This window comes from Aquimarina algicola (genome assembly GCF_006443095.1).
GTDB classification, from domain to species: Bacteria; Bacteroidota; Bacteroidia; order Flavobacteriales; family Flavobacteriaceae; genus Aquimarina; species Aquimarina algicola.
The window spans coordinates 315,315-334,242 of record NZ_VFWZ01000001.1 but is presented as its reverse complement, the minus strand read 5'-3'; the positions used below and the strand labels follow the sequence as shown (position 1 = coordinate 334,242).

Annotated in this window: 20 protein-coding genes; 11 read left to right on the top strand and 9 right to left on the bottom strand. The window is 30.6% G+C overall.

Annotation, left to right across the window (positions count from 1 at the left end; genetic code table 11):
- Nucleotides 1-6: 6 nt before the first annotated feature.
- From FHK87_RS01525 to FHK87_RS01500, 6 genes are read left to right on the top strand one after another with little or no spacing between them, the layout of a single operon-like run.
- A complete protein-coding gene (locus FHK87_RS01525) occupies nt 7-969 on the top strand; it encodes a hypothetical protein (RefSeq protein ID WP_140588943.1) in 963 nt (320 codons plus the stop codon).
- 2 nt (nt 970-971) lie between these two features.
- Nucleotides 972-2,528, top strand: a complete 1,557-nt coding sequence (locus FHK87_RS01520; protein WP_140588941.1) for a hypothetical protein — start codon at nt 972-974, stop codon at nt 2,526-2,528.
- Between the two features lie 11 nt (nt 2,529-2,539).
- Nucleotides 2,540-3,625 carry an Imm5 family immunity protein gene (locus FHK87_RS01515; protein ID WP_140588939.1) on the top strand — a complete coding sequence of 362 codons (1,086 nt, stop codon included), beginning with the start codon at nt 2,540-2,542 and terminating at the stop codon, nt 3,623-3,625.
- 5 nt (nt 3,626-3,630) lie between these two features.
- The gene (locus tag FHK87_RS01510) at nt 3,631-4,071 is read left to right on the top strand and encodes a hypothetical protein (protein ID WP_140588936.1); all 441 of its coding nucleotides are present in this window, start codon (nt 3,631-3,633) and stop codon (nt 4,069-4,071) included.
- A 24-nt stretch (nt 4,072-4,095) separates the two neighbouring features.
- Nucleotides 4,096-4,737, top strand: a complete 642-nt coding sequence (locus FHK87_RS01505; RefSeq protein ID WP_140588934.1) for a hypothetical protein — start codon at nt 4,096-4,098, stop codon at nt 4,735-4,737.
- Nucleotides 4,738-4,781: 44 nt separating this feature from the next.
- Nucleotides 4,782-5,612 carry a hypothetical protein gene (locus tag FHK87_RS01500; protein WP_140588932.1) on the top strand — a complete coding sequence of 277 codons (831 nt, stop codon included), beginning with the start codon at nt 4,782-4,784 and terminating at the stop codon, nt 5,610-5,612.
- A gap of 98 nt (nt 5,613-5,710) precedes the next feature.
- Here FHK87_RS01500 and FHK87_RS01495 read toward each other — a convergent pair whose 3' ends face one another.
- The gene (locus FHK87_RS01495) at nt 5,711-6,082 is read right to left on the bottom strand and encodes a winged helix-turn-helix transcriptional regulator (protein ID WP_140588930.1); all 372 of its coding nucleotides are present in this window, start codon (nt 6,080-6,082) and stop codon (nt 5,711-5,713) included.
- Nucleotides 6,083-6,305: 223 nt separating this feature from the next.
- Between FHK87_RS01495 and FHK87_RS01490 the strand changes: the two genes are divergently transcribed.
- The 3 genes from FHK87_RS01490 (at nt 6,306) to FHK87_RS01480 (ending at nt 9,613) form a co-directional block, all read left to right on the top strand.
- Nucleotides 6,306-7,247: an NADP-dependent oxidoreductase gene (locus tag FHK87_RS01490; protein WP_140588929.1), complete on the top strand. Its 942-nt coding sequence runs from the start codon at nt 6,306-6,308 to the stop codon at nt 7,245-7,247.
- 183 nt (nt 7,248-7,430) lie between these two features.
- Nucleotides 7,431-8,537, top strand: coding sequence for a type 1 glutamine amidotransferase domain-containing protein (locus tag FHK87_RS01485; protein WP_140588927.1), 1,107 nt, complete (start codon nt 7,431-7,433; stop codon nt 8,535-8,537).
- Between the two features lie 161 nt (nt 8,538-8,698).
- Nucleotides 8,699-9,613 carry a helix-turn-helix domain-containing protein gene (locus FHK87_RS01480; RefSeq protein ID WP_226293978.1) on the top strand — a complete coding sequence of 305 codons (915 nt, stop codon included), beginning with the start codon at nt 8,699-8,701 and terminating at the stop codon, nt 9,611-9,613.
- A 42-nt stretch (nt 9,614-9,655) separates the two neighbouring features.
- Here FHK87_RS01480 and FHK87_RS01475 read toward each other — a convergent pair whose 3' ends face one another.
- From FHK87_RS01475 to FHK87_RS01460, 4 genes are all read right to left on the bottom strand, one after another.
- Nucleotides 9,656-10,069: a dual specificity protein phosphatase family protein gene (locus FHK87_RS01475; protein ID WP_140588923.1), complete on the bottom strand. Its 414-nt coding sequence runs from the start codon at nt 10,067-10,069 to the stop codon at nt 9,656-9,658.
- A 269-nt stretch (nt 10,070-10,338) separates the two neighbouring features.
- A complete protein-coding gene (locus tag FHK87_RS01470) occupies nt 10,339-11,037 on the bottom strand; it encodes a LytR/AlgR family response regulator transcription factor (protein WP_140588921.1) in 699 nt (232 codons plus the stop codon).
- Nucleotides 11,027-12,094, bottom strand: a complete 1,068-nt coding sequence (locus FHK87_RS01465; protein WP_140588919.1) for a sensor histidine kinase — start codon at nt 12,092-12,094, stop codon at nt 11,027-11,029. Before FHK87_RS01465 ends, FHK87_RS01470 begins: the two co-directional genes overlap by 11 nt.
- 32 nt (nt 12,095-12,126) lie before the next feature.
- Nucleotides 12,127-13,014 (bottom strand): DUF2911 domain-containing protein, encoded by an 888-nt coding sequence (locus FHK87_RS01460; RefSeq protein ID WP_140588917.1) that lies wholly within the window; start codon nt 13,012-13,014, stop codon nt 12,127-12,129.
- A 232-nt stretch (nt 13,015-13,246) separates the two neighbouring features.
- Between FHK87_RS01460 and FHK87_RS01455 the strand changes: the two genes are divergently transcribed.
- Both FHK87_RS01455 and FHK87_RS01450 read left to right on the top strand, forming a co-directional pair.
- A complete protein-coding gene (locus tag FHK87_RS01455) occupies nt 13,247-13,858 on the top strand; it encodes a YceI family protein (protein ID WP_140588916.1) in 612 nt (203 codons plus the stop codon).
- Nucleotide 13,859: 1 nt separating this feature from the next.
- Nucleotides 13,860-16,217, top strand: coding sequence for an outer membrane beta-barrel family protein (locus tag FHK87_RS01450; protein WP_140588914.1), 2,358 nt, complete (start codon nt 13,860-13,862; stop codon nt 16,215-16,217).
- An 81-nt stretch (nt 16,218-16,298) separates the two neighbouring features.
- Here FHK87_RS01450 and FHK87_RS01445 read toward each other — a convergent pair whose 3' ends face one another.
- From FHK87_RS01445 to FHK87_RS01430, 4 genes are read right to left on the bottom strand one after another with little or no spacing between them, the layout of a single operon-like run.
- The gene (locus FHK87_RS01445) at nt 16,299-17,189 is read right to left on the bottom strand and encodes an alpha/beta hydrolase fold domain-containing protein (protein WP_140588912.1); all 891 of its coding nucleotides are present in this window, start codon (nt 17,187-17,189) and stop codon (nt 16,299-16,301) included.
- 60 nt (nt 17,190-17,249) lie between these two features.
- Nucleotides 17,250-17,852, bottom strand: coding sequence for an NAD(P)H-dependent oxidoreductase (locus FHK87_RS01440; RefSeq protein WP_226293976.1), 603 nt, complete (start codon nt 17,850-17,852; stop codon nt 17,250-17,252).
- 6 nt (nt 17,853-17,858) lie between these two features.
- On the bottom strand, nt 17,859-18,197 hold the full coding sequence (locus FHK87_RS01435) for a n-acetylglutamate synthase (RefSeq protein ID WP_140588908.1): 339 nt from the start codon (nt 18,195-18,197) through the stop codon (nt 17,859-17,861).
- A 25-nt stretch (nt 18,198-18,222) separates the two neighbouring features.
- Entirely contained in the window at nt 18,223-18,882 is a 660-nt protein-coding gene (locus tag FHK87_RS01430; protein ID WP_140588906.1) for a DUF4386 family protein, read from the bottom strand.
- Nucleotides 18,883-18,928 lie beyond the last annotated feature (46 nt).

The following is an 18,928-nucleotide window of genomic DNA, read 5'->3' as shown; positions in this document are numbered from 1 at the left end:
AGTAAAATGTTTAGCAAAAAAAACAATACGATACAAATCTCCAAGCCATTTACAGAAAGATATACATTACTAATAGAAACAGATATGGTTGCTGTTAATGTAGTGATGAAATCTAAAGCAAAAATGCGATGGGAGTTTAAAGTCAATAAAGTCAATAAAGACTTTATAGAAGTGGAGTTGTTATTATTAGACAATGTAATATTAGAATCTAATAATCCTATGGTAAAAGATATAGCGGCAATGAGTCAGGCATTTTCAAGAATGTATAGTGAATTGCATTTAATTTTAGATCATAGCGGTAAGGTTTTAGAAGTCTTAAATATGGATCTTATTCTTGATAAATGGGCTCATACTAAAAAAGAAATGGAAGCTGTAATTGAGCATTCTCCAGAAGCAAAAGATGTAATCATTCTTAATGATAGTATCTTTCAAGATAAAGAAAAGGTAAAAATAGCCATAGAATCAAGTGAATTCTTTTTAGTTTATTTTCAATATGTATATGGTAAGAAAATTCCATACACAGTAAAAGACCAAATACATAATAATTTTTTGAATACTGCAAGTCTACAATGGAAATATACAGTATCTCAAAAACAAGACACATCCTCAGGTCCTTCATTAACAGAAATTGATGTAGTAGGTGCACCATATGGAACACTTTCAAAAGGTTGGCATAAAAAAGCTTACGGAACTTTTTCTCAGGTCATGGACGTTAGTAAAATAGAGACCGAGCTAAGTAAAACTGCAAATTATCAAGTAGAGAATAGTACTGGGAAAATTAAAAAGATGACTCTAGAACACCAAGAGATTGCCGATACTACCAAGTTATATAGTATTATGAAATACACATTAACCTCTGAAAATAGAACACAACAGGAACATACTACTGATAATGATCAAAGACAAGAGACTGACAAGTATACACCTCAAAAAAAGGGGAATCTTTCTTTTTTAATTGATGATATGTAATTATGGGAAATAAAATTATTACCGAAAAAGATTACTGGATATGTTCAAGTGGATGTATTCCTGTACCGTTACAAGGTACACAAACTGCTGTGAAGAGAAAAAGTGGTGAGAATTATATTACAGTCAGAGATACAGGAACCAGTAGTATTATGGATTTTGGATGTAGTAAGATCATGTTACTATATGCCTTAATAGCTGCAGCCGCTGCTGTAACAGCAGCATTAATAGCTGCCACAGGAGGAGCAGCGCTTATTGCTATTGGAGCGGTTGCTGGATTAGCAGGAGCAGCCTTTGGAGGATTAGTTGGTGGGTTAATCTGTGGTCAATTGATGGCAGGCGGCAGAACATGGATAGGTCAAAAAACAAATATGAAAATTATAGGTACTCCAACTATTACAGGAGATCATGAAATGACTTGTACTGCAGGAGGTAAAATTACTTTTGCTCCACATATTAAACATTGGACACAAGCATTTGCTCATGCTACAGCTAAGTATATAGGTCATCTTTTTGAAGGCATGATGGCAGGAGCTGCTATAGGATTAGGAGCAATGGCATTAAGTGGAGGAGCAGCTGCTTTAAGTTCTGGTGGCCTACGTGGATTAGGGCAAGCAAGTCTTAATTTTGTACGTAGTATGCCTCGTAATTTTGCAATGAATATTGTAGAGAGTGGCTGGGGGGTCTTTATGAAAGGTATGGCAGGTAGAGCTATGTTTGGTCTTGGGTTACGTGGAGTCATGGGTGTACAAAATACAGCAGCAACATACGGTGAAACAGGTACTGCCGGAATAGGGGATTTTGGAGAAGGAGTGATTGCTATGGAAACCGGAGCAGTACAGGGGGTACAAAATATCTTTACTGGTCAAGGAACTTGGCAGGATTATGTAGGTACTGTTCTAATGTTTAGCCCTGTAGCCAAAGGAAAACGTGATTTTGAAGATAGTTTTAGAAATACAGATGCCGAAAACACTAGGGCTACCGATGCAGATGCAGAAACTACACGAGCAGATGAAGAATCAACAACTGCAAGAAACGCAGAAAGCGAATCCCCAACAAAACCAGATGAAGATGGACAGGCGTATGAGGAAGGCAGCAGTATTACACTTGAAGAAAGGATTAAACAAGCTGAGGAAGCTCAACAAAAGGCTGATAGTGAATTCGAAAATTTAGGAGATGATTATAGTTCAAAAACTGTAGCTCACGATGATATAAAAACTTTAAGCGGATGGAAAGATCGACCAGAAGGGTATACAGACGTTTCTCCTGAAACGGTCAAAGAATATTCAGATCAAATTGGTCATGAGCCAAGAAGGGCAGGAGCTATGGATCAAGTGCATAATGGAGGGTTTGAAGGCAAGTATAATAGTTCTCATGCGGAAAAACAATTACTTACTGAAAGACCAAATGAACCAACAGGTGTTTCTAGACCCATGTGTTCAGATTGCCAAAGCTTCGCTTCGAAACAAGCCGTAGCTACTGGTCAAGAAGTTATTGTTTCAGATCCTAATGGAACGCATGTTTTCTATCCAGACGGTTCTAGTGAATTTATACCAAAATAATTATTATATACATGAAAAAAGAACTAATAGTACTAAAAAAGGACGCTTTAATAGAAATAAATAATGATACGAATGCTGCGCTTAGTACTACGACAATAGATGAAATTTTGCATTGCTTTTCAAATCCTAATAAAAAAGCAATAGTCGTTCTAAACTCTCTAATGATATTAGAAGATACTTGGAATCAAGAGTGGCCAAAGGACAATACATTTCAAGATATTTTTTATAAGTTGAATGAATATCTTAATAACCATCTAGCAAAAGATGATTTGAAAGATTATATAAATGTAAAACAAACATATATTCAGAATAGAATTGCTGAAGGTAAGTTTAGTGCAGGCTATGCTGGGTTGGCTTTAATTCGTGCAGCAATAGAAATCATTAATGAAGATTATAACTCTAAAGATCAAACTGATCCAGATCAATGGAGTTCACTTTATATAGGTTCTTTAAGTTATAACTTAGGAGCAGAAGATTTGAGCAAAATTAATCGAGAAAAAAACAAAGAGTTTTGGTTGCATTTTTTAGAAGCTTTAGATAAAGACAAAATCTCCTTTTCTTATGATATTCCAAAAGAAAAAGAAAAGGAAAAGGATAATACTATAACTCAACGAACACAGGAAAAATTATGGAAAAGTAAAGAAGAAATAGCTCAACGAATTAATAACTTGATATCAAAGTATTATTCAGAATTAGCGAATGATGATGAGAATAATAATTTGCATATTGAAGTTTACGTTTTAAATAATGGGGTTTCATTTTTAGGATACTACAATAATGAAAAAATAGATAGTAAAAGGCTATTTTTTATAAATAGAGAGATCAAAGCAAAAGAATTATGTTTAGATATACGAAAGAGTATGTATAATATCGAACCAAAAGAAGGGTCTTGGTTTCGTATGAGTTTAACAATAGATAATGATCAAAAGAAAACAGTAAAATTTTCCTATGATCAGTTTTTTGATTTTTTTAATCTATGGAGAGATAAATCAGACTTTTACGAGGATTTCGTACAATTTCCAAGAGAAGAAAATTTTACACCTAATTGGTTAAAAGATATTCTTGTTCATAATAAACCTAAAAATGATTTAGTTTAGCAACGGTGAAATACTATTTGACTGATTATCTAGGAAAAAAAGATGAAGAATCAAAGCTAGAAACTCTAAGAAAAATGATTAAACATACCCCATTTAACGAATGGAAAAAGGGTAGTGGAGATAGTGCAATTAACTTTCCTGATACTAATGAGCAGTTAATTTTTTTTAAGTTAGAACAAGGTGTTTTTATAATGCAACATCCTGACTATCTGATTCCAATGACATCTGACAAAATAAATCAGAAAGCAAAAACATTGACACATTATGTAGGTGGAAATGAAATGAGTATTCCTGATAACTCTTTATATAGTGAAGAAGAAGCCTTTGAGGTTTTAAGCACATTTGCACAGCATAAAGAGCTTTCAAACAAATATAAATGGATCGATCTCTATGAAATAGAATTTGATCATGGTTTTTATAACAAAGAATTTCAATGTTTAATTTAGACTGATAAAGTAACATTAGTATTCATGAAAACAGAAATCTATAATACATTATATAAGTATATTGATGAAGATGGTAATCAAGGAGAAGATCTTCGTGAGGTACAACTTATGGAGAATTTCTCAAAGGAAAGAATTAATAAATTAATAGATCTGACTAGTAATGAAGACCAATATATATCATATAAAGCAATGCTTATACTTATTTCATGGGGTATCGATAAAGGCTTCCAAAAATTAGATGAGTTTATTGACAATAAATTAGACATGGTAACTGAATTTGAACCACATCGTATTTATGGAGAAGATAATGTATATGATGTCATATCAGATGCTTTGTATATTTCAACTTACAATACAGAAAATGAAGAAAAGATTCTTCCCTATATACATCAAATGTTGAAGATGTACGGTAATAATTTTTTTGAAAGTAGATTAAAACATGTCTTATTAAAAATGAATTTGACTAAAACATCTATAGATGAAATAAAATCTGCTGTAAAGGCTTCAATTTCTAATAAACGTTACTATCAAGCGAGTCAATTACTCCCTGTTCTAGCAAAATATGATAAAGAGTCTTTGAATAAATATATTGATGAATTTAATAATCTATCAAAATTAGATAAACGTATTAATTATAACCTAGAAGAGGTACAAGAATATATCTAATTTTTTATAATAAACCGAACTGACAAAAGAATCTGTTTAAAAAAATGAACCAAAAGATTCTAAAAAAGATAATCGAAATATCTTCTTTTGATAAAAGAATAAAAACATTGAGTGATCTAAGTGGTAATATTCCTTACCATGATGATTATAATAATATACATGATTATTGGTATCCACATCCACCTTGTTTAATACCTTTATTTCTAGGTTATGGTGCTTCTTACAAAGGTTTTCTACTTCATTTTTTTAATGATCGAGATATCACTTTTATAGAATATAATTTAGAGAACGGATACTTTTATGAAATCGCAAAAAATACAGATCAACTCATCACTCTTTTAATCTTAAACATGATTATTATTAAAGATGAAGTATCTGATGATATTGTAAAGTTTTCAATGCAATTAGATTTTGAAAATTTAAAAGAAGTAGATCATTTTAGTTTAGAATATGGAGATAACCCAAAGGATTTTGATAAACTTGTTTTTTTCAACAAGGAAATGCCTTCTAAATATATTGATAAAGGATATTCAAATGACTATCCATCTACTTTAACCTCTATTAATGAAAGTATTCTAAAAAATTCTTGTTCATTCGAAATCATAAATAAAAAATCATTAAACGATATTAATGACATACCTAAATGGTTAAATCCAAATACTAATAAAAAAGAGATTTTTCAACAATATCTTAAAGAAAGTAATTTAAAAAAAGCTTGGTTGACCTTAAATAGTAAAGGTTGGCTTTTAAAAGATGTTGCTAATGGTTTAGAATTATTAAAAAGTAACACAAAAGATCAATTATTTCATTTAGTTGCAGATAATTGGATATCTGGTTGGCAAAATTCTGATGCAAAAGAAGAAGATTGTTATTAATTAGTCATAATTATTAAAAAGAGGCGTGCAGGACACTCAGTCGTTTTTGCAGAAAGCTTAGTAATTTAATTTTTTCAAAAAACAATTCAAAGCTATACTTATCCATTAATTACTTCACCTTTTTCTTCAGCAACGATCATTCCCCAACTCGCAATAGATTGCAAAATAGGAATTAAACTCTTTCCAAAATCAGTTAGCGCATACTCAACTTTCAAGGGAGGCTTTTTAGTATAAACTTTTCTGGTGATTAGCCCATCTTTTTCTAATTGTTTTAGTTGCAAACTCAACGTACGTTCTGTGATAGTAGAAATTAATTTTTTCAATTCACTATACCTCTTTTTTCCATCTATGAGATATACTAAAATGACGCTTTTCCATTTTCCGCCGATAAGTTCCATAGCAATACTTGTAGCACACGAAAAAACTTTGTCATTATATTTTATTAATCTTTTTGTATGTTCTTTTGGCATAAGTAACTTCAATTTTCAAATACAAAGCTATAAAAAACTATTGTTTTTTACATAACTATACTTTTTATAGTTTAATTTTATTATTCAAATTACTGTTAATCAATTATTTGTATTTTACAGATGTAACTATCATTTTTGACCGTTATTGTTTGATACTAAAACTCTATTTACTTTTGCTACTATACTTTTGATAGTTTTAATTTAAGATAAAAGAAGATCAATTATGAAAGCAATAGTTTTAGAAAAAACAGGTGGAGTAGAAAATCTTATCACAAAAAATATAGAGTCGCCTGTTATTAAAGAAAATGAAGTATTAATCGAAGTAAAAGCCATTAGCATTAATCCTGTAGATTATAAAGTTAGAACTAATGAAAATGCTCTAAAAAATATTTATGGAGAACAGCAACCTACTATTTTAGGTTGGGATATTTCTGGTATTATAACACATGTAGGAGATAAAGTAAATAATTTTGAAAAGGGAGATCGTGTTTTTGGAATGATAAACTTTCCGGGAGCTGGAAATGGATACTCAGAATTCGTGGCTGCTCCTGCAGATCATTTAGCAAAAATACCCGAGAATATTTCTTTTGAAGCTGCTGCTGCAACAACATTAGCAGCACTTACAGCATTACAAGTTTTAGAATCCAGAATCAAAAAAGATGATCGTGTACTTATACATGCAGGTTCAGGTGGTGTAGGCCATTTTGCAGTACAAATAGCAAAATCACTGGGGGCTTATGTAATTACCACAAGTTCAGCAAAAAATAAAGACTTTATCATGTCTCTAGGTGCTGATGAACATATTGATTATAAAACACAAGCTTTTCAAGATGTTGTCTCCAATATCGATTTTGTTTTTGATATGTTTAATGGCGAAACATTATTAAAGTCAGTTAACGTTGTAAGGAATGGAGGAACGATAATATCAATACCTTCATCAGGATTTTCTGAAGAAGTTATTGATCTGGCCAAAAAACGTAATGTAGATATTTCTTTTCTAATGGTACAATCAAATGGAAATGATATGAATACATTAAAAAAACTATTAGAAAATGGAGTACTTCAACCTCATATTTCAAAAACATTTTCTTTTGATGATATAGACAAAGCACATCAACACTTAGAAAGTGGTAGAACAGTTGGAAAGGTCGTAGTTACGCTATAACAACATTCAAGTTTAACGATGTTCATCATTATGATTGTCACAAAATAGTGTAAAAAATTAATTACAGAGTTTTTTACACTATTTTTTTGTCCATAATCATTTTTACTCTGACGAAATTATCATTTCGACAGCTTTAGCCATATTCTTTATGTTATTTGGTCGAATAATTATAAATGAAATGATATGTTCAAAAAATATAGAATTCTAAAATGGACTTTGGTCTTTATAACAAGTTTGCTCATTATTATCCTTTCTTTTGGATTTTGGTTTATGAGTTTAATTCCTAAAAAAGACACACAATTAGAGGCTACATTAGTAAAAGATTTACCGTATTTATCAGAAAATATTGTCCCTAATAGAGGAAAAATACTAGCTATTGTAACAAGCACTGATATTATGGGTAAAAGTGAAAAGAAAACAGGGTATGAATTAACTGAATTATCTCGTGCTTATTATGTGTTTACAGCAAATGGTTTTGAAGTTGATATATCAAGTCCATTAGGAGGGAAGCCACCTGTAATTATTGATGATGAAGATATGGGTGCTTTTGATTATGCATTCTTAAACGACTCGATCGCCCAGTACAAAACCAGTAATACAATTCCTATTGAAGATATTGTGGCAGAAGATTATGATGGAGTTTTCTTTGCGGGGGGAAAAGGAGCCATGTTTGATTTTCCCGACAATAAAACAATTCAATCTATTGTAAAGAATTATTATCAAACAAATAAAGTTATAGGAGCGGTTTGTCATGGTCCTGCAGCTCTAGTTAATGTAACCTTAGATAATGGTTTTTCTATGATAAAAGACAAAACTATTAGTGGATTTACGAATAATGAAGAGTTGCTTCTAATCCCGGAAGCAGAATCAATATTCCCTTTTCTATTACAAGACAAAATAATAAAACAAGGGGCGCGCTTTAATGAAGGAACAATGTATTTGGAAAAAGTAAGCCATGATCATAATATCATTACAGGACAAAACCCATGGTCAACATGGACCTTGGCAGAAAAGATGATTTATCAATTAGGATACCAACCTAAAAAAAGAACAATCACTGATGAAGAAAATGCAATAAAAGTGCTTTCAATATATCAAAACCATGGTAAGCAAAAAGCCAAAGAAATGATAAAAACCATGTCTGTACAGCAACATAAACCTATTAAAAGAGTATTGATTGCCAAGCATAGTATAGTAGCTGCTATGCAAGGTGAAATTAGCAGCTTCTTTAATATGCTGAGTTTAACTTCTTTTGCAAAGAAACATGAGGCCAGGAAAAATAAAATATAATTACATTTGAGAAAACTATTAGATTGAGCTTTTCAGATATTCTACTTATTATTTTAAGCAGCGCAGGATTATTACATGGGTTTCTTTTTGCTATCTATTTATGTTTTCTCAAAAAGAAAAAAACGTTTGCTAACTATCTACTGGGAATAATACTTATTCTTATGGCTTTTAGGGTGGGTAAATCTGTGATGCTAAATTTTGGTAATGATCTAGAACCGGTATTTATTTTTTCGGGTCTAGCACTATTACTATTAATTGGACCATTATTAAAGTGGTATATCTCCTCAATGACTCAACCGGATTTTAGATTGTTGAAAATACATTATGTAGAGTTAATCCCATTTTTATTACTATTTATTACGAGTTTTTTTATTACCAAAAATTGGTTTGATGCCAACAATAGGCAGTCTGTTATTATTTTTGGTAGTACTATTATATTTATTTACCTGCATTTTGCTTTTTATATTTTCATCTCAGGGAAAGTTTTAAAAAAAACCTACAAAAAGCATACAGAAACATTAAAAACAAAATCTCAAAAAAATATTTTGAGTTGGTTATATACAGTTATAATTGGCTTTATAATGATTTGGATTTCTTATTTCTTAAATATCATTGAGAATAGTGTTCCCTATATCATTGGGCCAATTATTTATTCTGTAGTTATTTATTATTTAAGTTTTAAAGCATTTAAATTAAAAGTAACAGATATTACAGGATCAGTATTCAAAATCAAGGATGATATTGTGTTATTTAATGATATATCACAACTGATCATCGACGAAAAACTATATCTGGAAAGTGATATATCGTTATCCAGTGTGAGTAAACTTGTCGGGAAAAGCGTACAGAAAACATCTGAAGCTATTAATCAATATGCCAATCAAAATTTTAATGATTTTATAAACTATTATCGGATTCAAGATGCAAAAAAGATGTTGATTGATGAAAAGACAAAAAAATATACGATTTCTTCTATAGCATTTGATATAGGTTTTAGTAGTCTATCATCATTCAATAGTGCTTTTAAAAAATTTGAAGGAACAACTCCCTCATCTTATAGAAAAGCAAATACCTGAATAGTATAAAACAACTCCTTCTTTCTTTTTACAAACATAGACTTACAGCCCTAATTCATCTCGTATTTTCGTAACATCAAGATCATTTAATAAATCTACTAGATTTGGATACCATTTTTCGTGATACCCAAATTCGGGACGCCTAAATTCTTTGATCGCATCTTCTTTAGACCAGTTTTCAAAAACAATACGATAAGCAGCAGTCATTACTCCAGTACGGTCTGAACCGTGCCAGCAATGAATTAATATGGGTTTTTGTGCTGTATTAATAATTTGTAGTCCTGTGATAATATCTTTTTCATTAATTTCTGCAGCTTTTAGCGGTAAATGTTCTAGTTGCAATTGTGTACCTTTTGCTTTTTTGGCATCATCTTTTAATCGTCTAAAATTGAGAATGGTTTTGATCCCAAAATCTTCTAATCTATAAAATTCTTTTTTGCTAGGCTGTTCTGATATCGATACACAGAATCATTAATCTTATATAGATTTTTAAAATGCTTTATCGAAACTTTATCTGCTCCATTAATTTGTGCGCTACCAGACATTATTGTAGTTAGTAAAAAAACAATTAAAAAGGAATTCTGCATGTTCTATAATATTTTATAAGATATTATGAATATAAATAGAATCAGAGTATTCCTAACTTGTTTTTTGCTTTAATTAACTATATCAACAAGTAAAATATACTATTGTTTTGTAATAAAGAGCTTAAGATTTAATTCTAATTATTTAAAATAATGCATATTATGTTTATAACCATTTCCGATAGGAATTTCTATTTTACCAATCTCAACATCATTTTTGGTATAAGCAGTAATCTTTTCACTATTCACGATATACGATCGGTGTAAACGGATAAAACGATCATCAACACGTTTTTCAAAACTAGAGATACTTTCTTTTATAGTTAGTGTCTCGTCTTGTAAGTGAATCTTTATATAATCTTTTAGGCTTTCAGCATAAAGAATATCATCAAAAACTACTTTTATTTGCTTTTTGGCTTTATTTACAAATATGTGTCCACTTTTTGCGTAATCAGCAGATGTAGGATTCGTATTTTCTGTAATACTTTGTTGTTTTAGAAATTTTTGAATGGCAGAAAAAAATCGTTCAAAAAATATAGGCTTTAATAGATAATCAACGGCATTCAATTCAAAACCATCTAAGGCGTAATCTCTATAAGCAGTTGTAAAAATCACTTCTGGTCTGTAGATCAATGTTTTAAAAAAATCTATCCCTTTTAAAGCCGGCATTTCTATATCCAAAAATAGTAAGTCTACCTTCTCAGCAGACAAAATAGAACTTGCCTCAATAGCACTGGCGCAAGAAGCTACCAATTCAAAATTAGGAATCTTTTCTAGATAGGTTTCAATAAGTTCGCGCGCTAAGGGCTCATCATCTATAATCAGGCATTTATAACTCATACATATCTAATTTTAGATTAGCAGAAAAATAATTTGATCTATTCTCAATAATTAAGTCGTAAGCCTTTGGATACAATAATTCTAATTGTTTTTTGATGTTTTGAAGACCTATAGATTCTTTTTCGACAGCAGTTTTAATATGAACAGGTTTACTATTCTCTACTTTAAAAACAAGTTGTTCTTTATCCTTGGATATCGTAATATTGATATTAGCTTGATTCACCTCATTTGCTACACCATGTTTAAAAGCATTTTCAACAAACGTTAATAGTAGAAGAGGTGCAACTTTTTCTCGACCGGTTACTTGTTTGCTAAAAGAAATTTTTACTCTATCGGCATATCGTATCTTTTCTAATGACAAATAGTTTTCTATAAGTGCTATTTCTTTATCAAGTGATACATATTCATCATTGCAACGATAAAGGATATAATCTAGAATTTCTGATAATTTTCGAATAACCTTGGGAGCATCATCTGATTTTTTTAAGGTCAGTGCATAAAGGTTATTAAGTGTATTGAATAAAAAATGAGGGTTTAATTGATTTTTTAATGCAACAAGCTCTGCTGTTTTTTTCTGTTCATTCAGCTTGAGTAGGCGTTGCTTTTCTACATATAATTTTAAAATTAACAACAATAATGTAGGGTAGAGAAAATATAGACTTTTAAATACAAACTCTCCTACATTCATTAACCGGCTACTGAAAGAATTATCTTTGAAACGCTTAATATAATTTGTATAAGTTGAAGGAAAAGTAGTTTCTAAATAATTCATATGAATCAATGTACAAATCACATAAAATGCTAATAATGTTATGATCATCGAAATCCAAAAAGCTGTTGTTTTACCCTTATATAAAAGCAATGGAATTAAAAACTCTAAAATTATATATGCCATAGCCATTTGTAATGCTATGCGTATACTATATGTAATAATGAGCTCATGAGTTGTTGTATAATACCAATTAGCAGTAGGAGCCGAAAAAGCAAAAATCAATAATCCAAAAACCAGATATTTGAATTTTGAAACCTCTAGAAAATTTTGAATTTTTTGAATCATAACCTAAGCTTTTTATACTGTTGGTAATCCTTTTATTTCCCCCAGTTCTTTATTGCGTTATCTATTTTGTTTTCCCATTCTGGATTCGAAAAGTTCTTCCAGAGATTTTCTTTAGCTTTAATTGCAGACGCCACAGCAGCTTTTTTATCTCCCATAGCCAACAATATTTCACCTTTAAGAAAATGAGTATAAAAAGCAGTATTGCCGCTATCAATCGCTTTTTGAATATACGTTAGTGCTTTCTCATAATTTTTATCCTCTAAAAATAAGTATTCACTTGCTAAATAATATTTGTACCCAACTCTCTTTTCATTTAGACCTAAAGCAATAGTATAATTGTTTTCGATTTCTTTTCTGTGTTTATTACTTACTGTAATAGGGATTTTTATTCTAGAATTTTCCCATTGTACATATAACTCCCCATTGTTTAGTGAAGTGTTTAAAAAACCGATGGTAAATGTTTCTGTAAACTCAGGTGATTTTTCAACAGGGATATTCAACTCATAAACATTATTTTCTGGTTTATAAGTGTATTGTCCCCAACCTTCGGTATCCTTATTAAAAAATATAGTCCAATTATCTTCATTAGGAATAGCATAAAGTGCATATTTCCCTTTTGAAATCGTATCACCCTCTATAATGTACTCATTTTGAAAGTCAATTACAGTTTGATAATCAGCTCCTAGTCGCCATATTTTCCCATATTTTAAGAGTCCGCCAAAAATTTTTCTCTTTTTCACATTTGGTCTCCCGTAATTGATTTTTATAAAATCAAGACCTATTTTTTGAGAGACTTCTGCTCTTTGACTTGTCGTTGGTCTATTAAATCTACCCAAATCATCTTTTACAGGGTCAGTTTGTGATTGTATTGTACAATGGAGCGTCAGGAATGTTATAAGTAGTGCAAATATTTTGCTCATTTTCAGTTTACGTTTTTAATTATTATTACAAAGGTATGTATCTAAATATAGCTTTTTTAAAACTACCCACCAATTAAAGGTAAACGATGCCAAACACACATTACCCGAAGACAAAAGCTTTTAACACTATCTATTAAGTCTTTAGCATCGTTTATAGCCTTTCTAACCAACCTTTTAAAATGGATAAAGCTTACTTCTAATTTAGCCTGTGAAACAAAAAAAATATTCAAAAATGGAACGTATTAAAAATTCAATGTTATCTATAAGCAAAACGCTATTTGTGTGTTTAACTCTTTCTCTAGTATCAATTTCTATAAGTGCACAAGGATCTACATGGGAAATAGATCCAAATCATTCTAATATCAATTTTGGTGTCTCTTATTTTAAAGTAGGAGAAATCAAGGGGGTTTTTAAAAAATATAAAGGGAACATTACTCAACAAAAAGATGATATAGCGTCTATAAACATTACAATACAAACAGCCTCTATCAACACTAACCAAACAGATAGAGACAAACACTTAAAAACTAAAGATTTCTTTGATGCAAACAAACATCCTGAAATAAAATTCATAAGCACAGAAATTATCAAAACAGCAAATAATGAATACACCATAAAAGGGAATTTTACTATGACCGGAATTACAAAACCAATTGTTTTAAAAGCTGTAGATAATGGAAGTTATGTGCATCCAAGATTTAAAACTGATAATAAATTTATTACTGTTACTGGTATAATAAAACGTGAAGATTTTAATGTTGGAACTAATTATGCTCCTGCAAAATTTGCTTTGGGCAATGACGTTGATCTTGTTGCAGAAATTCAACTAACGAAGAGAAAATAATATGAAAACATATATACTTATTCTTTGTAGTTTTCTTTTTTCTATTTTTTCCTATACACAAAAAGGCGTTATCACAGGTACGGTGTTAGACAAGGCAACACAACAACCCATACCATATGCAAATGTGGTATTAAAATCTAATAATGCTATTGCCACTGGTGGTATTACAAATGAGCAAGGAACTTTTTTGGTAAAAGAAATACCTTATGATGCCTATGCATTCGAAATTCAATTTATTGGATATAAAACGGTTACTAAAACCATAGAAGTTACCAAATCAAATAAAAAGGTGAACTTAGGAAACCTTTACATAGAAGAAGATGCAGTAGCTTTGGCCTCTGTAGAGATTGTAGCAGAACGCTCTACAATCGAACAAAAAATTGATAGAAAGGTTATCAATGTAGGAAAAGATTTGACTACCGTTGGCGCTTCTGCAAGTGATATCATGGGTAATATTCCTTCGGTGAGTGTTAATCAAGACGGAGATATCTCGTTTCGCGGTAATGAAAATGTTAGAATTCTTATCGATGGTAAACCTACTAATCTAAGCTCTCGAGAGCTCTTACAACAAATTCCTTCAACTTCTATCAAAACCATCGAATTAATCACAAACCCTTCTGCCAAATATAATCCCGAAGGAATGAGTGGTATTATTAATATTAGTCTTAAAAAGAATACTAATTTAGGTTTTAATACTACTATTAATTCGGGGTTTACATATGGTGAACGTGCTCGATACAATAATTCTATAGGTATAAATTACAGAAAAGGAAAAGCTAATCTTTATGGCAATTATAATAATAGGTTTGGTAAAAGCATCACAGAAGGAACGGTTACACGAGTAGTAGAAAACAATAATCAATTAACTGATAACCTTAATGAAGATAAATCACATCTTTTTAAATTAGGTGTAGACTATTTTATCAACGATAAGAATACACTTTCTGTCTATACCAACCAAAATCTCTTTACAACCCTAATTGATGGAAATAGAATTGTTTCTTTTTTTAATAACCCATCCGCAGATTTTAGACAAAGAGATATTACTGATCGAGATAATATCAATTCGACCTATAACGCAGATTTCAAACATGTTTTTGCAAAAGATGGACATACTATAGAACTTGAGGTAGATTATAATACTTTGGATAGTGACAAAAAATACAATTTCAGTTTTACAGGAAACAACCCTGTTGATGATTATAATGAACATATCGATGATCAAAGAACAAATACGACTATAAATTTAGATTATATAAATCCACTTTCAGAAAACACAATATTAGAGTTAGGTATAGAAACCCGTTTACGTCGTACGGATAATTCGTATATTACTGAGAACCCTAATTTTAATAGTGCAACATTCTTTTATGATAGAGATATTTATTCGTTCTATACCACTTTTAGTCAGAAATTTGATAAATGGCAGTATAATATTGGTGTACGGTTAGAAGATTACAGTGTAGATTCTCAATTTGATGAAGTAGGGGAGTCGGCATTTATTTTTACAGATAAGTTATTTAATATCTATCCTTCCGGTTTTTTGAAATATACACCAAACGAAGACCAAAAAAACACCTATCAATTAAGCTTTAGCAGACGTATTGATCGCCCTTCTTTAAACCAGATTAATCCTATTCGACAATTAAATACCCCTCAGATAATTCTTACAGGTAACCCTAGTCTTGTTCCGCAGTTTACAAATTCTATAGAGGTTAATTATAATAGAAAACTAAAAAGTGGTACTATAACTTTGGGCGCTTTTTATAGAAGAATCAATGATGAAATCAACAGAAGAGGTTTTTTTGATGAAAATAACCCCAATCTATTAATTTTAGACTACGCTAATTTTGATAGCAATGATGCATATGGATTAGAGTTCTCATCTAGTTATCGTTTTACAAATTGGTGGAATCTCAATACTAGTTTTGACATCTATTCCCGAACTCAAAAAGGTTTTATAGAAGGTGAAAGCGTAGAAGTAAGTAATACTTTATTAAATGCGAGGCTTAATCATAGTTTTAAAGCGAATAAAAATCTCACTTTTCAACTCTTTACATTTTTTAGTGGTAAACAAAAAATCTTACAGTATGAGCTTAAAGAAAACTTCTTTATGAATGTAGGAGCACGTTATAGTTTTGCCAAAGGTAAAGGAACGTTTAGTCTTAATTTTAATGATATTTTTAGAACACAACGTTTCGCATTTGAATCGTACAGAACAATTATCCAAGAAGGAGAATTTTTAAGAGACAGTCGATCTATTTTCACAGGATTAACCTATCGCTTTGGGAGTGCTAAAAACAAAAGTGTAAAGCGAAAAAAACGTGATAAAAATGTGAAGGCTGATAAACTTTTGTAAGGATTATTATTAGATTATAGCTATTAGTTCACTCTTTAAAAAGCAAGTTAATTTCTTGTGATTTTGAGGAGTGGACTTTTTTTAAGCATCATTAAGTATTTTAATTATTTCTTTTAGAGATACTTGTGCTTCTTTCATAATCGGAAGAAAAGGCCAAATATGTGGCATGCTTTTACCTTCAATCACCATCACATTTGTATTAGTCTTTTTTAATTTCTGAACTACCAATTTTTGATCAGGATACATAATATCATTTTCTGCCAAAAACAAAACCGTTTCAGGAAACTGCTCAAAGCTTCCATATATTGGCGAAATCATTACATTTTTTAAATCATTGTTTTCAGCACACATTTTTTTAGCACTCAAAATGCCCTTTTTGGATAACATCGGATCAATTGCATCTACTTTTTCTATATCAGGGTTAGACATCGTTGCATCCATAACCGGGCAAATGAGAATGATTTTATTTGGTAATTCTTTCTTGCCTTCAACTAATCTTTGTATTAAGGCTGTTACTAGTGTACCGCCAACAGAATCTCCTATTAGTGTAATTTGACTCGCTTGATATTGTTCTTGTGCGGTAGTGTAAATAGCGTCTATATTTTCTGAGATTTCTGATATTTTATGTTCAGGAGCTTTTGGATAATTGCACATCCAAATCGTATAATTTGTTTGTTTTGCTATTTCTTGTATTGTATCCCAATGATGCTTACCCGGCCCAGAAATAAATGCTCCACCATGAATGAAGATTAATAGTTTATCAGAATTATCTGCTCGCCCAATTTCTGTAATTACTGAACCAGAAATTTTAAAACTTCTGACACCATTTTGTTTGAAAAATTTACCTTTTGGTTGGTGAACATCTTCTTTTCTTATTTTTTTGAAATCTATAGGATCTTTACTAAAGTTCTTTTTTAAACCCTTTAATTTGATAACCAATAATGTAAGGTGGTACGTTAAACTTTGTTTCATTCGTTTAAGATTTTTATGACGATTACTATTTTATGTCTTTGATCAATAATTAAAATTATTTTAAGATATGCTGTTTTTTATTGTTTTTCCTAGTGAATCAATTATTTCTTTATGAGCTGTTCTTACTTTATCCTTGTTTAATGTTCCTCCTAAAATTATCATTTCTTTTTTACTAAATCTTTTTCCAAGCCTGTCATCGAGCATCACGTTTTGCATGCTCTTGGCTATTCCTATTTCATCTAAAAACTCATTTGGGTGCCCTGCTGTACAAATTACAATACCAAGAGGAATCGTTTTCATTAGCTGATTTTTATCTTCTAATGTATCATTGCCATATGCATACCCAACAGAATAAACTCTATCAAACCAACCTTTTAACTTTGCAGGACAATCACTCCACCAAACAGGATATAAAAAAATAATACAATCAGCTTTAGCAATTTTTTGATGCTCATTTTTTACATCATCCGGTATAGGTAAATCAAAATTGGCAAAACCTTCTCGCTGATATTCTTCTTCACTCATATCAGTTTTAAAGTCTATCGCGTATAAATCAGAAACCTCAAAGTCTATTTCCTCTTTTTCTAAATTTGACGTTACTTGTCTTAAAATTTCATTTGTATAAGAATTTGTACTCGGATGTGAATAAATTATCAATACCATGATTTGCTATATTTCGATTAATACTGAAGAGCCGCTACTAAAATCTCCACATGTCCATGTCCATTGTTCTAATAATTTGATTTTATTATTCTCGTTAACCTGCACAATCGACTTGCACTCACCAGTCAATAACTCCATGTTTTCATTCATGTGTTGGTAGTTAAATTCTAAGGACTCTTCTAATACCTTTCCTAATAAAAACCCTTTGATTATAACCCCTCCAGAATAATTTGCCCATATCATTCCGTCTTTTTGAAAGTAATGAAATATTGTTTGATTTGACACCTCACCATTACCAGAGTTTTCTAATAATTTGAATTTTCTGTTATTTAGGTTAAACTTCATATGTATAATATGATTTTGTGATGTATTAGCTTTCTATTCTAGAGGTACGAATCATAAATATCCCTATCCATAGAAACCATATGATTTGACTAATTCCAAAAATTTCTGTAAAAATATCTAATGGATAAACCGTTAATACCCCAGCAATTCCAACAAGTAAGCCAAGAAAAGTGAGTGATTTTGAAAATAGTTGTTTTTTCCAGGCTATACTACTTAAAAATAGTACCCAAATTCCACCAACGATTTCATTTCCTCCGCCAAGCCCTTCAGCAACAATATTAATACTTGACCAAATCTGCATTGCATTTTCTGGTGATTCTTTACCTATCTCTATTACAGAATTGAGCCCGATATTAGTAATCATTCCACTCGCTATGACAAACCCAACCCATATCACTCCAAAGACAAAGGTTAATTTTGAAAAGTTTGGCATATATTTTTTTAGGCGTTGATGAACTGCTAAAACTAATATAGTCAATAAAATCCCAAATAATATGTAACTCATCAAATTTAATAAAGACAATATAAGGTAGTTACCGGATAAAAAATTCAATTTTTCAATTGCATTTGCATCTGTATTCGGATACACCAGTATGCCTCCATACATTATAAAAGCTACAATATATATTACCCCTTCAAAGATTGCACAAATTCCACCTATTCTTTGTAATTTTTTTGATTCCATAATTAGCTCGTTTACTATGGTGACGATATAATTATGATTTTGTTAC

Coding starts and splice junctions, on each gene's coding strand:
- FHK87_RS01445 (WP_140588912.1), bottom strand. CDS start 17,189: ATGAAACAAAGTTTAACGTACCACCTTACATTATTGGTTATCAAATTA.
- FHK87_RS01500 (WP_140588932.1), top strand. CDS start 4,782: ATGAACCAAAAGATTCTAAAAAAGATAATCGAAATATCTTCTTTTGAT.
- FHK87_RS01470 (WP_140588921.1), bottom strand. CDS start 11,037: ATGAGTTATAAATGCCTGATTATAGATGATGAGCCCTTAGCGCGCGAA.
- FHK87_RS01460 (WP_140588917.1), bottom strand. CDS start 13,014: ATGAGCAAAATATTTGCACTACTTATAACATTCCTGACGCTCCATTGT.
- FHK87_RS01435 (WP_140588908.1), bottom strand. CDS start 18,197: ATGAAGTTTAACCTAAATAACAGAAAATTCAAATTATTAGAAAACTCT.
- FHK87_RS01520 (WP_140588941.1), top strand. CDS start 972: ATGGGAAATAAAATTATTACCGAAAAAGATTACTGGATATGTTCAAGT.
- FHK87_RS01455 (WP_140588916.1), top strand. CDS start 13,247: ATGGAACGTATTAAAAATTCAATGTTATCTATAAGCAAAACGCTATTT.
- FHK87_RS01440 (WP_226293976.1), bottom strand. CDS start 17,852: ATGGTATTGATAATTTATTCACATCCGAGTACAAATTCTTATACAAAT.
- FHK87_RS01450 (WP_140588914.1), top strand. CDS start 13,860: ATGAAAACATATATACTTATTCTTTGTAGTTTTCTTTTTTCTATTTTT.
- FHK87_RS01525 (WP_140588943.1), top strand. CDS start 7: ATGTTTAGCAAAAAAAACAATACGATACAAATCTCCAAGCCATTTACA.
- FHK87_RS01490 (WP_140588929.1), top strand. CDS start 6,306: ATGAAAGCAATAGTTTTAGAAAAAACAGGTGGAGTAGAAAATCTTATC.
- FHK87_RS01485 (WP_140588927.1), top strand. CDS start 7,431: ATGTTCAAAAAATATAGAATTCTAAAATGGACTTTGGTCTTTATAACA.
- FHK87_RS01515 (WP_140588939.1), top strand. CDS start 2,540: ATGAAAAAAGAACTAATAGTACTAAAAAAGGACGCTTTAATAGAAATA.
- FHK87_RS01505 (WP_140588934.1), top strand. CDS start 4,096: ATGAAAACAGAAATCTATAATACATTATATAAGTATATTGATGAAGAT.
- FHK87_RS01465 (WP_140588919.1), bottom strand. CDS start 12,094: ATGATTCAAAAAATTCAAAATTTTCTAGAGGTTTCAAAATTCAAATAT.
- FHK87_RS01495 (WP_140588930.1), bottom strand. CDS start 6,082: ATGCCAAAAGAACATACAAAAAGATTAATAAAATATAATGACAAAGTT.
- FHK87_RS01480 (WP_226293978.1), top strand. CDS start 8,699: ATGGCTTTTAGGGTGGGTAAATCTGTGATGCTAAATTTTGGTAATGAT.
- FHK87_RS01430 (WP_140588906.1), bottom strand. CDS start 18,882: ATGGAATCAAAAAAATTACAAAGAATAGGTGGAATTTGTGCAATCTTT.